The organism is Paenibacillus sp. FSL R5-0517, assembly GCF_037974355.1.
GTDB lineage: Bacteria > Bacillota > Bacilli > Paenibacillales > Paenibacillaceae > Paenibacillus.
Genome location: NZ_CP150235.1, coordinates 1,367,619 through 1,380,874 on the forward strand (window position 1 = coordinate 1,367,619; position 13,256 = coordinate 1,380,874).

Sequence of the window (13,256 nt, forward strand, 5' to 3'; positions counted from 1 at the left end):
TAAACAAGGGGAGTTGTTGTCATGAAAAAGCTTCGCAAGGCTTCATCCATTACACTCTGTCTCACCTTATTCGCAACATTGCTTGCAGCCTGTGGTTCAACCAATGAAGAAGGAAGTGCGACCTCCACAATTGAGGGGGTCAAAAAAGAAGGTTTCCCCATTGTAGACAAAACACTAACGCTGAAGGTCATGTCCCAGGATGCGGGTGTAGCCGACTGGAGCACAATGCCTGTGCTGCAAGAGATGGAGAAATTGTCGGGCATCAAGCTGGAATACCAGCTATCACCGATCGACAGCTTTGAAACGAAAAAAAATCTGGTATTTGCCAGCGGGGACTTGCCGGATATGTTCTATGCTGCGGACCTCAAGCCAGCCGAGCAGGTGACATATGGCAGCCAAGGCATCCTGATCCCGTTGGAGAAATACATTGACGAAGGTTACGCCCCGAATATCAAAAAGATTCTCGATGAGAACCCGGATGTCCGCAAATCATTTACAACACCTGATGGACATATGTATGCACTCCCATTCATTGATAAAGCCGCTGTGTGGTATAGAGGCCCAATGTGGTACAACGGGGAGTTCCTAAAGGCACTTAACGTAGAAGAGCCTAAGACCACGGAAGAATTGTATACGTATCTCAAGCGTGTCAAAGAAGAAGACCCGAATGGCAATGGCCAGCAAGATGAGATTCCGCTAACTTCTGTAAAACTGGATGATCTTCGCATGTTTTTCTTCGGCTTCTGGGGGATGTACAACGAAGGTATCTATTCCGATAAGGACGGAAAAGTTCACTACCCTTATCAAGAAGAAGGCTATAAAGGGTATCTGACATTCATGAATCGCTTGTGGAAAGAAGATTTGCTGGATCATGAGACCTTCTCTCAAACAGGCGATCAGAAAAAAGCAAAAGGTGTAAGCAACAAACTTGCACTGTTCAACGATTACCATCCATACTTCACGCTCGGTGGTGAGCCAAGCACGGATCATCCGCTGATGACACCCGTGAAGAGCGAAGTGGCAGACTCTCCGGTATACGGCAAACACCCAGGTATGTCGGCTCGCGGTACCTTTGCGATTACGAGCAGCAACCCGTCACCCGAGGCGACGATGAGATGGATTGATTACTTGTACAGCTATGAAGGTGCGACTCTGTTCAATCAAGGTCCGGAAGGTGTGTTATGGCAATTCAAAGACAAGGAAAATCACGTAAAAGAGTGGCTCCCCGTTCCTGGGGGTGGAGATCGTGAAGAATATCGGGGTAAGATCACGCCGAACTTTGGTATCTTGACACCGGGCATTAATGATCCCGAAGTAGCGAAGGGTCTTCGCACCGAATTTGATGAGTGGATTGACCAGCAGAATCAAGAGAAGTTGGTACCTATTGGTAAAGCACCATTTCCTAACGTTTATCTGACAAATGAAGAGCAAAGCGAAGCCACCGCTCTATTGTCTGACCTGGATACGTACGTCAAGCAGATGGAAGCAAAGTTTGTGACGGGTCAGGAACCCCTTGAGAACTGGGATAAGTACATTGCACAGATGAAGAAAATGGGCAGTGACCGTATCATCGAACTGTATCAGGGAGCATACGACCGCTGGAATTCCGGGCAATAAAAAAAGTCTGTCGATCCAACATATTTCCCAGGGAGGAAGAAAGATAACCGCAAGCTTCAGTGATTTTCATATTTTTCGTATATCACAATGCTCGGGGGAGGTGTGAACAGATATGCAAAAATGGTTTGAAGAAGCCAAGCTGGGGATATTCATCCACTACGGCATCTATGCGGTAGACGGGGTTGCGGAGTCTTGGTCCTTCTATAACGGCAGGATGTCCTACGATGAATATATGAAGCAACTGAATGGGTTTACGGCTTCGGCATTCAACGCAGAGAAGTGGGCGGACCTGATTGAGAAGTCTGGAGCCCGGTATGCGGTACTGACAACGAAGCATCATGATGGCGTTGCATTATGGGATACGCAATATAGTGACCTGAATGTCGTCAAACAGACACCGGCGAATAGGGACATCGTGAAGGAGTATGCGGAAGCGATCCGTGAGAAAGGGATTCATCTGGGGATGTATTACTCGCTCATTGATTGGTCACACCCGGATTATCCTAGCGTGTATGAAGGGGAAAAGGTGCCGGACGATCTCAGCGATGTCAACCCATATTCAAGTCCGGTGGACGGCGTTCAGGATCAGGAAAAGTGGCAGAAGTTCCTGCAATTCAATAACCATCAACTAGGGGAGATATTAACGAATTACGGAAAGGTGGATCTGCTATGGTTTGATGGGGATTGGGAACGGAGTGCACAGCAGTGGAATCTGCCGGAGTTCAAGCATTACCTGCACTCCTTCAACCCGGATATCATCATCAACTCCCGCCTTCAAGGGTATGGGGATTACAAAACGCCTGAGCAGGGCATTCCGATTACAAGACCGGAGGGACCTTGGGAGTTCTGCACCACGATCAACACATCCTGGGGATATATACCAACTGATTATAAATATAAATCCCTGAATCAGATCATTCGGATGTTCTGTGATTGCATTTCGATGGGCGGTAATATGTTGCTGGATATTGGTCCGCGTGAAGATGGCACCATCGATCAGAGGCAGGAAGATATTCTGCTTGGGCTGGGAGCTTGGATCCGAACCCATGAGGAGGCTGTCTTCGGAACGGGTGAAGGCATTATGTCCCGCTATTATCTGGGAGGCAGCACGGTATCCGAGGATCGAAAGACGTTGTATCTGTTTGTGTATGATGATCCAAAAGAGAATGTGTGCATCAAAGGTCTCTGCAATCCGATCCAAAAGATTACCGTATTGCATTCAGGCAAAGAGCTTCATCATGAGATCCATGGGGGCGTGCCTTGGTTCAATATCCCGGGAACAACGTGGATTAAGATGACCCCGGAGGATACACATGAACAGGTGACCGTTCTTAAGCTTGAATTCGATGAGGAGCTGGAAATGTACGGCGGCGCTGGAGCCGTTGTCACCCATAACTAACCATTACGGGGAGGGCGTGTGCCGATAGATGCATGCCCTCCCTTACGAATTGGAGAGAGTGACATGAACAGAAGTGGAGTGCCAGAGCCCAGGATTGAGTATGCTCCCAAACATTATATATGCAAGCGTGCGCAAGAACCGTTGGTGTTAGACGGCCGTGTGGATAAGGCATTTTGGGAGGCGGCCCCTTGGACGGATGATTTCGTTGATATCGAAGGTGATCTTCGTCCAAAGCCAGAGAAACAGACTCGGGTAAAGATGCTGTGGGATGACGACTATTTCTACTTTGCTGCCGAGCTGATGGAAGATCAGATATGGGCTACCTTGACTGAGCGTGATTCCGTTATTTTCTATGATAATGACTTCGAGATTTTTATCGATCCTGACGGGGATTCCCATCAATATTATGAGTTCGAGATCAATGCGCTCAATACGGTATGGGATCTGTTATTGGTGAAGCCTTATCGGGATGGTGGGCCACCGGTTAACGGTTGGGATATCAGCGGTCTCAAGACGGCCGTATATATCGATGGAGAACTGAACAATCCTGGGGCGGATAACCGGAAATGGAGTGTGGAAGTCGCGATTCCCTGGACCAGTCTAAAGGAATGTGCCGAAGGAAACCGTCCACCTGCACCAGGTGAATTCTGGCGTGTCAACTTCTCACGTGTGGAGTGGCAGACCGAGGTACAGGGCGGTGAGTACCGTAAGGTGCTGAATCCGGAGACCGGAAAACCTTATTCGGAGGACAACTGGGTGTGGTCACCTATGGGCATTATTAACATGCACTACCCGGAGTTATGGGGGTATGTTGTATTCTCGGATGACGGAACGGATGAGTCGTTTGCGTTGCCGGAAGATGAACGAATCAAATGGGAGCTTCGCAAGCTCTATTACCGTGAACGCAATTATTATGAAACCCATGGCGAATTTACCCAAGATATGAAGTTGCTTATGGGTGAGGATTCGTGGAGTTGTGAGCCTGTAATCGAAACGACGCGCAGCCTGTTTCAGATTGCTGCGCCTTCTTCGGACGGCACGGCCTTAATCTGTATTCGGGAAGACGGAAAGCTGTGGAAGGAGTGAGGACATAATGACCAGTCAAACCTTGATATTTTCCCTTGATGCACAGTCTTTGGCGAGGATCGAGCAGAAGTTCCAAGAGAAGGTGCAGTTTGCAGAGGCCCGCAAATCGGAGTTGTTTGATATTTTTCAGCAGGAGCTAACGGAAGAAGAGACATGGGCGTTGAAATATGTCTATGCCTATATGCCGGTAAACGACATGGCTGATTATAACGGGGACTTGTTCTTGAGTCATGTGCGCCGGGCTTTGGACACCCGCATACGTGTGCCTTGGGGAGATCGCGTTCCGGATCATCTGTTCCTTCATTTTGTGCTGCCTTATCGGATAAATACGGAGAATATTGAAGATTTTCGCGGTTTGATCTATGACGAATTAGCTGAGCGGACAGCGAAGTTATCCATGGCAGATGCGATTCTGGAGACCAATTACTGGTGTCATGAGAAAGCGACTTATATTGGCAGTGATTTGCGTACGATATCACCGCTGACGATGATCCAAAATGCTCGGGGTCGATGCGGCGAAGAATCCACGCTGGCGGTGGCTGCTCTTCGTAGCATCGGCATTCCTGCCCGTCAGGTCTACACACCTCGCTGGGCTCACTGTGACAGTAATCATGCTTGGGTAGAAGCTTGGGCAGATGGTCAATGGTATTACATTGGGGCATGCGAGCCGGAAGCCCGTCTGAATCAAGGATGGTTCAGTCCGCCAGCCCGCAGGGCCATGCTCATTAATACGAGAATCTATGCCAACTATCCCGGACCGGAGGATATAACGCTCTCCGAAAAGGGATTTACGGAAATTAATCTGCTTGAGAATTATGCACCTACACGCACCATTCGTGTGAAGGTGAACAATGAGCAGGGAGAGCCCGTACCCGATGCCAGCGTCCGTTTTGAGCTGTATAATGCGGCGGAATTCTATCCGATTGCCGAAGTGAGGACGGACGCACAAGGGGAAGTGGCCTTAAAGACAGGCTATGGCGACCTGTTGATTCGTGCGGTCAGTGAGGGTAAGTGGAGGGAGATCCTATTCAAGGCTCAGGGGAACGACCATGTAGAGCTTGTGCTGGATTCGTCAGAGCAGCCGGCAGGGAGCGTGGACTTTGATATGGTTCCTCCTCCAGAAGGGGATGGAGAGAACACGGTTGCGTTATCGGAAGAGCAGATTCAGATTCATAATCGTCGTCTGGAGGAAGGAGCACAGACCCGAAGCGAGTATGAGGATACTTTCCTGAGGCAAGAGGAGGCCGTCTCACTGGCTCATTCGGTTGGACTACCCCAGGTGCGGGTGTGGAATATTCTCCAGAAGGCACGAGGGAACAGTCATGAAATTGCAGCTTTCATAGAGGAATGCTCCAATGTATACGGTGAGTGGCCGCTTCGTCTGCTGGAGTCGATGAATGAAAAAGATTTAATTGATACTTCTCGCCAGACGCTACACGATCATCTGATTGGTGCGCTCTCGCAGCAAGGATCATGGGCGGAAGATACGTTTGTGAGATACATCCTGTGTCCGCGGATCTCCTATGAGATGCTGGTCCCTTATCGAAGTGTATTCCAGTATGCATTTTCGGCAGATGAGGCAGCAGCCTTCAGGGAGAATCCCTCGACACTTGTCCGAATGCTGGAACAGCAATATGAATACTATGACGATCTTCCTAATCTAAAAGGCAAAGGGAATCCGATTGGAACGTTTAGTCTAATGAAGGGAGATGCTCAGTCGCTGGATATACTGTTTGTGGCGGTATGTCGCAGTTTGGGTATTCCGGCCCGATTACATCCGAGCGCTCAGAAACCACAGTATCTATGCGATAGAGGATGGGAGGACGTGGTGTTTAGTCTCACCTTACCTCCAACTCAGGGAAGTATAACCTGGGGAAAGCTCCAACTTCGTAGAGATCCAAAATCTACGCAGGATACCCCTGCAGCATCTTATTTTGAGAACTTCTCGTTTGCCCGTCTGGAAGATGGTATCTATAAGACACTGATATATCCTTATGGCAGTACGGATGTCTATAGCGAGCCATATGAGGTTGAACCGGGCGCTTATCGCTTAACGACAGGCATTCGTCTAAAAGATGGAACGGTAAACGTACGCTTCGTGTACTTTACCGTGAATGCCGGAGATACAACTGAGGTTGTGTTAACTTATCGCGAGATTGAGGTTGATATTCCTGTACTGGGTAAACTTGCACCAGGAAGTATACTGACCCATCTGAATGGTTCAGAGGTGGAGCTGGAAGAACTTCTGGGATCGGAGGGCGCCATAGCTGCCTGGATTGAACCTGAGCGTGAACCAACGAAACATCTGATTCGTGAACTGTGCGAGCTGGCAGAGCCGCTGGATAAGTTGGGCATCCCCATCGTGCTCATAATTGGAGACACGGAATGGAACGCTTCCTTTGACCCTGTTGGTTATCCTAAGCTGCCAATATGCACGGTTTTTGTACGGGATTCCAATTATGCTTCCTTGTCCGGTTTCATTTCGAAACCTGCAGCTCACGAAGCAGGCTACCCACATCTGTTTGTGCTGGATAACCAGCTTCAGATTCGTTACTCGGCTTCCGGGTACAAGATCGGTACTGGGAAGGAAGCCTTGCAGATAGCTGCTGCGATAACACAATCATCGAATGGATTGGAGTGAAGCGGGTGACGAAATATATTGTTGCAGGTTATGCCGTGGATTCTGCTCTTCCTGACATGACACATGAGGATCTGTTGAAGTTAACACATCTGAACGTAGCCTTCGGACATGTTAAGAATGATACGATCACTACCGAGCATTTAAAAAATGGCCATGTGATCGCGAACATGAAGCGAAATCATCCGAATCTTACGGTGCTGTTGTCTGTAGGGGGATGGAGTGCGGGCGGTTTTTCCGAAGCCGCCTCAACCCAGTCTGGAAGGGAGAGCATGGCTGCATCGGCGGTTAGGGTGCTGGAGGAATATCCTTTTGACGGGATCGATCTGGATTGGGAATATCCTTGTTACGGTGAAGCCGGTATTGCATCCAGCCCTGATGATAAACGGAATTTCACCTTGCTTCTCAAGACGATTCGGGAGGCGATGGATACCAAGGGCGCAGTGGATGGTCGTCATTATCTGCTCACCATTGCGGCAGGTGCTGATCAATACTACGTTGATGGTACAGAGATGGCCGAGGTGCAGCAGTATCTGGACTACGTGCAGTTGATGACCTATGATATGCGCGGCGGTTTTCAGGTTCTGACCGGACACCATACGAATCTGTACACGTCAACAGGAGATCTGTTTCGAATTAGTACGGATGCTTCCGTAAATCTGTTCATCCGCGCCGGCGTTCCGAGAGAGAAGATTGTGATCGGCTCCGCATTTTATTCCCGGATCTGGACGGAGGTTCCTGATCGAAACCACGGGCTTCATCAAATGGCTGGCAGCACAGGCGGCTACGGCCCATCCTTTGCCGAACTGGAAGCGAAGTACATCAACAAGAATGGTTATACCCGTTATTGGGATGAGGAAGCCTGTGCACCGTTTCTGTTCAATGGGTCCAGTCTCATATCGTATGATGATGAAGAATCGATCCAATGCAAAGGTGATTACGTAAAGGATCAAGGTCTGGCCGGCATCATGTTCTGGGAGTACGGCTGTGATCCGACCCACCGTTTGCTTGGTGCACTGCATCAAGGACTTCATTATTTTCCGGCTGGAAAATAGGATAAGTAAGTCGGAGCAGGCGGATCAGATTATGTATATGGACTAAAAACATACGAAGGGGCCGTTCCATAAGTCAAGAGCATGACTTATGGAACGGCCCCTTGTTTGCATTATTTTGGTCTAATGAATCACGCACTGCGTCACAGAGGTGATATCTCCATTTATCCAATACACTCCTCGTCATCATCATCCGGGGAATCGGCAGAGCCGTTGGGACGGTGCATTTTACGGTATTGCCCTGGGGTATAACCTGTTTCTTTCTTGAATTTGCGGATGAAGTTTGGTGTGTCCAGATAACCGACGCGGGTGATGATATCCTTTAACGGATCGGTTGTATGCAGCAGTAGCCGAATGACCTCATCCACTCGTTTTTGCCAGATATATTGGGTGAAATTCATGCCGATCTTTTCTTTGAAAGAACGACTGAAATAGGATGAAGAGATTGTAAATTTTGATGAGATCGTACCCAGACTGAGGTCATAATCCGAGTAATTGGCATCAATATAAGCAACGATTTCATCCATCAGGGAGCTTTCTTCCGTCTCACTCTTCGCCTCGACATGAGCGCAGATTTCAGCGGCAAGGCCTGTCAGCTTCTTCTCCAGATCCTCCAATGAGTCATAGGACGTGATCCTTGGAAGTTGATCAACCACATGATGGATTCCAAGCTCCGAGGCGGTTTTGAGCATGGTATTCAGGATATCAAAGCAGATGCAACGCAGTAGCGGTACAGATGGCATTTCAGTTTTCAAATTGTTCAACGCGGTCGAAACCATCTGAACCGCCACATCATAGCTGCCCTGTTTTAAGCTCTGGACCAGCTTCAATAACACATCCTTAGGGACCCAGAAGGAAGAATCCTGCACAGCGGAACCGGAAAGGTTGTTAAAGTATGTACTGCTTCCCTGTCCGTGCAGCATCGATGCTTCCAGAGCGGTCGACGCCTCGATGTAGGACTGATTCAGTTGTTTCGGATAAGTGTATCGATTGCCTATCCCGATTGCGGGCGCGACCCCGGTGTGTTCTACCACCATCCATTGCAGTTTTTCAACAATAGGCTCCATACGGGCATTGAGACTACCTTCATGCCCAATTTCGGCATCGAATCCCACGATAAGGGCCAATTGGTCTGCCTGTGGCAGCTCCACACCGTAAGCATATGCAGACAACTCCGGCAGCTCCACATCGTTCATCAGCTGCATGACCGTAGGCTGCTCGGGGGCATCCCCAATACGTAAAGCATGCATCTCCCAGCCCATTGTCATGACAAAATAATGGGATCGGTTGAAGTGTATGCCAAGCTTATCCGTAAATTCAGCAGGGAAATCTCCGGTGTGACCGTGCTTCAGCAACATGAGCAAAATATGATTGCGCGCATAGGGCTCTTGAAGATCTACGCGCTGACTATAATCATGCAGTGTTTTCTTGATCCATTCCAGTTCGTTGGTGGTTGCAGAAGTATCAGGATCATTTTTCAACCGAATGAACTCCATTAAGTCTGAAATGGGATGGTATTGTCTTCGGGCCAACATGATGGCAAGGATCGTGCCCATCGTCACCACAAACGAGAATACAAGGATAATAAAGGTGCGAATATGGACAATTCGGCTGAAAAACTGGTTGCTTGGCATAGCGGTGACATAGGTCCAACCCGCATCCGATTTAACGGATACAACCGAATGGGGTTCTTGATTTAAGGAGATGCTGTGCGTACCGGGTTCAAGTGAAAACAGAGCGCTGACTTCTTGTTCGGATATGATTTCTCCTTTGTAATTGGCTGCCAGTACTTGCCCGTAATTATCGAAAATATAAGTCATCCCGTGATAATCACTCAGGATGGAATCAATTAAGCCTGTCAGATTGGACTCGTGAATCAGGTACATGACAGTTCCATGGGCGGGTGTATTGTTAGGTGCAATCGGTACAAGGTAGGCCAGCATGGAATTGGGGATTCGGGTCCCTTGGACGACCTGCTCGGCTGGTCGTATCGTGGGGAACGGGACGTTATTCAAATCCCGGATCATGTCCGTTTGGTTCCAGGTATTAAATTTGTAGCGGGCCGTGAATACATCCAGATTCTCCGAGCCTTGAGAAGAGTAGATGTTATCATCTCCTCGGAAGAACAGGAATAACTCATCAATAATGGAACTGGTGGCTTTGTATTTGACTAATGCGTTAATGGATTCCCGGCTATAGTACGGATGGTGGGTCCAATACCGCGTTAACTGCTCATCATAGGCGATGCGAAACGCGATGTCCTGTAATTCCTTCATGCGATCATCAATGACCGTTTTGGCTTGAGTGAGCTGATTAACATTGGTCTGTTCAATCTCTGAACGGAGCGTGTCCACAGCATTGTGATAAATAATGATGGTTAGGATAACAAGAGGGATAAGGAAGATGGAGATATAGGATAGTGTGTACTTAAGCAGAAGCTTGGACTTGAAGTGATTCCATTTCATATCTGCAACCTCCCGTTTTCTTTCGTGCTGCAGCGATAGCGCTCTCATATGGGCAGTGAAGGTATTGCCAAAATGGGAGCTGCTGGGGTGTTCCTTCTAAAAATACTAGGAGAACTTCTCTAATAAAGCAATGGTTCTTTTATATATTTCAGAGCAATCCTCGAGAAAAATATACAGATAGCAAAATCCCCTCAAAGTTTACTCATTTCCTTATGCTACCACATAAGGCTTTGGTAAGAGTATCTACTTTAAGGGGATAACTTTAGCTGATCATATATTATATTTTCTATTACTGAATATAGGAGTTAAAACGATTATTCATCCAGCGGTTCATAGTCAAACCAATCGAAACTTGCAGGTGTACACTCCTCTGACGGAGCATAAGCGTACATGGCTATCATTACACCTGTGAAACCACTCGCCACTTCGGTAGATAACAGATGTGTTTCTCCTAAACCCACTTCAATGGCATCGGATGAACCCTGCTGATAGAGGAACGTAAAGTGATTACGGTCAGCCTTGATTTGTAATACAACAGGCCCTTTGTCACAATCAAGCACCTGTTCGGTTCGCATAGAGCCGACGGTTCGCCGCAATACGATTTTCTTCTGACCGTCAATCCGAGTTACAGCCAAATCATAATGGTATTTATGATTCATAAATACAGTTAATCCGGCTTCCTCGCCGTTCACACGCGGCTCATAATATAGCTCGGTCGACATATTACATAAGAAATGGCTCAATCGACGCCCAATAAAGGCTGGATTTCTACCCTCATCAAGTGAAACCGAATGACCACGCAAGATGAGCCGTCCTGGATTTTCTGTGAGAGTCCAACTACCTGGAGCCGGGTTACGCAAGAAAATCCAGTTCAAGCCTAATGATGCTTCGTCAAAATCATCCCGGATAGGCTCATCCGACCAAAGGTGCTCAGTTAGCAAAGGCCCCGTCATCTCCTGCTCGATATGTCCGTCAACACCGATCATCGGCCAACCGTTATCCGTCCACGTGACGGGTGCCAGGAACGTTTCGCGTCCCAGATGGTGCCGCATGGGGTAACCCGCTGGACGAATGCCAAGAAATACAGCCCACCAGCTTCCATCCTGGATCTGGACAAGGTCTGCATGACCGGTTGCGTGGATGCTGGATTTCATGCTCCGATTGGAGAGAATCGGATTATGAGGACATGGATCATATGGTCCGTATGGCCCTGTGCTTCGAGCAATGGTCTCCATATGGCCATACTCGGTTCCGCCTTCAGCGATCATCAGATAGTAGAGGCCGTTTATTTTATACATGTGGGGAGCTTCGGGGGCTGCGCCTCCAGTTCCGGTCCAGATTAATCGGCTATCCGTTAGTCTGGCTCCGGTCGTGATGTCTATCTCACACTGATAGATGCCCTCGCCCTCATCGCCATTACAGGCCGTTTGAAAATACACATGTCCATCTTCATCGAAGAGAAAAGAGGGATCAATGCCGCCCTGATCGACAAAAATCGGAGCAGACCATGGTCCCTGGGGCTTAGCACTACGTACATAAAAATTCCCGCCGCCGCTGACATTGGTTGTTGTCATATAGAACCAGCCATCATGGTACCGGAGAGTAGGGGCATAGATGCCGCCAGAGCTGCCTGCATTCGCTAGAGGGAGTTGTTCCGTTGTTGTGAGGACATGACCGATCTGTCGCCAGTTCACAAGGTCTTTGCTGTGGAAGATAGGCACACCAGGGAAATATTCAAAAGTACTGGTTACCAGATAATAGTCTTCATCTACACGGCAGATACTTGGATCTGGATAAAACCCTGGAATCACCGGATTGGTATATTTCATCATGTGATGCTCCTATTCATTGTGAGAGTTTAATATGGTCCTGAACGTATGAGAGATATCCTTGCTACAAGGGGCATTATATCGTCTTCAATCATTTCCAACCTTGATTTTTCGGTCCTCGAATAGCATGATATAGACATTCAACCCAACATGGTTTGCGGAGGGGAATGCTTTTGAGTAATGCATATTTGAGATGGTTTACCTCGGATCATCAACAATTTCCGTTTTTTATTCAGTACGGTGCACATGCTGAGGACATGGAGCTCCATAATCATATGGATTTTACGGAACTTGTGATTGTTCTGAATGGTCATGCAACCCATGTGGTGAACACCGAAGAATTTTTTATTAAAAAAGGGAACGCATTTGTGATTAATGGTGACACCCATCATGCGTACAAAGACCCTCATGATTTTAGGATCTGTAACATTATGTTCAGTCCCGAGATGCTTGCTTCGGCTGGGCCCGATCTGAGAAAATCGAACGGCTTCCAGGCGCTGTTTGTTTTGGAACCGTTTTATCGAAATATTCATTCTTTTCCGAGTAAACTTTCGTTATCCATTTCCAGTCTGGAGTATGTGGAATCACTGATATCGTTCATGATTGAGGAGTATCAAAGTAAACAGCAAGGGTATCAGACCATGTTGATCTCACGTCTTACGGAGATGGTTGTTTATTTGTCGAGACAATATGATACGCAGGAGAAAGGGATCGAAGGTAATAATCTCATGCATCTGGCCAATGCCATTTCATTTATTGAAGATCATTATCTTGAGCCGCTGTCGTTGGAGGATATTGCGGGGAAGTCGAATATCTCCATAAGGCATCTGAATCGGATTTTCCGATCCTATTATCAGATGACCCCGATCTCTTATCTGCAGAAGTTGCGTCTGGAGAAGGCATGCCATTTGTTGAAAAACGGGAATATGTCCATTACGGAAATTTCGTATGAATGTGGATTTAACGACAGTAATTATTTCACCCGCCAGTTCAAGAAGACCTTTGGTAAGTCTCCCAAAACATACAGGCAGAATCATTAACACCCGAATGAATATGATGTGTGAGCGGGGAGAGGTGAACAGAGAGTCTGGGCCGAGATTCGCCAACGTATAAATGCAAAAAAACAAGCAGGACCATCCTAGGAGGAGGTCCTGCTTTCGTATTTTCAAG

At 47.8% G+C, this 13,256-nt stretch carries 8 protein-coding genes; 6 read left to right on the forward strand and 2 right to left on the reverse strand.

Translation table 11 applies throughout. The features are described 5' to 3' along the window. The first annotated feature begins 21 nt into the window (after positions 1-21). The 5 genes from MKX40_RS05960 (at position 22) to MKX40_RS05980 (ending at position 7,795) form a co-directional block, all read left to right on the forward strand. Positions 22-1,617, forward strand: a complete 1,596-nt coding sequence (locus MKX40_RS05960) for an extracellular solute-binding protein (protein ID WP_339240164.1) — start codon at positions 22-24, stop codon at positions 1,615-1,617. Between the two features lie 112 nt (positions 1,618-1,729). Beyond that, on the forward strand, positions 1,730-3,016 hold the full coding sequence (locus MKX40_RS05965) for an alpha-L-fucosidase (protein WP_339240166.1): 1,287 nt from the start codon (positions 1,730-1,732) through the stop codon (positions 3,014-3,016). Positions 3,017-3,079: 63 nt separating this feature from the next. Beyond that, positions 3,080-4,102 (forward strand): carbohydrate-binding family 9-like protein, encoded by a 1,023-nt coding sequence (locus MKX40_RS05970; RefSeq protein WP_339240167.1) that lies wholly within the window; start codon positions 3,080-3,082, stop codon positions 4,100-4,102. Between the two features lie 7 nt (positions 4,103-4,109). Beyond that, positions 4,110-6,743, forward strand: a complete 2,634-nt coding sequence (locus MKX40_RS05975) for a transglutaminase domain-containing protein (RefSeq protein WP_339240168.1) — start codon at positions 4,110-4,112, stop codon at positions 6,741-6,743. Between the two features lie 5 nt (positions 6,744-6,748). Continuing rightward, positions 6,749-7,795: a glycoside hydrolase family 18 protein gene (locus tag MKX40_RS05980; protein WP_339240170.1), complete on the forward strand. Its 1,047-nt coding sequence runs from the start codon at positions 6,749-6,751 to the stop codon at positions 7,793-7,795. A gap of 161 nt (positions 7,796-7,956) precedes the next feature. On the opposite strand, the gene MKX40_RS05985 is transcribed toward MKX40_RS05980, so the two are convergent. Both MKX40_RS05985 and MKX40_RS05990 read right to left on the reverse strand, forming a co-directional pair. Continuing rightward, on the reverse strand, positions 7,957-10,257 hold the full coding sequence (locus MKX40_RS05985) for a helix-turn-helix domain-containing protein (RefSeq protein WP_339240171.1): 2,301 nt from the start codon (positions 10,255-10,257) through the stop codon (positions 7,957-7,959). A gap of 314 nt (positions 10,258-10,571) precedes the next feature. Beyond that, positions 10,572-12,086 (reverse strand): glycoside hydrolase family 43 protein, encoded by a 1,515-nt coding sequence (locus MKX40_RS05990; protein ID WP_339242939.1) that lies wholly within the window; start codon positions 12,084-12,086, stop codon positions 10,572-10,574. A 173-nt stretch (positions 12,087-12,259) separates the two neighbouring features. Between MKX40_RS05990 and MKX40_RS05995 the strand changes: the two genes are divergently transcribed. Next, positions 12,260-13,126, forward strand: coding sequence for a helix-turn-helix domain-containing protein (locus tag MKX40_RS05995; RefSeq protein WP_339240172.1), 867 nt, complete (start codon positions 12,260-12,262; stop codon positions 13,124-13,126). Positions 13,127-13,256 lie beyond the last annotated feature (130 nt).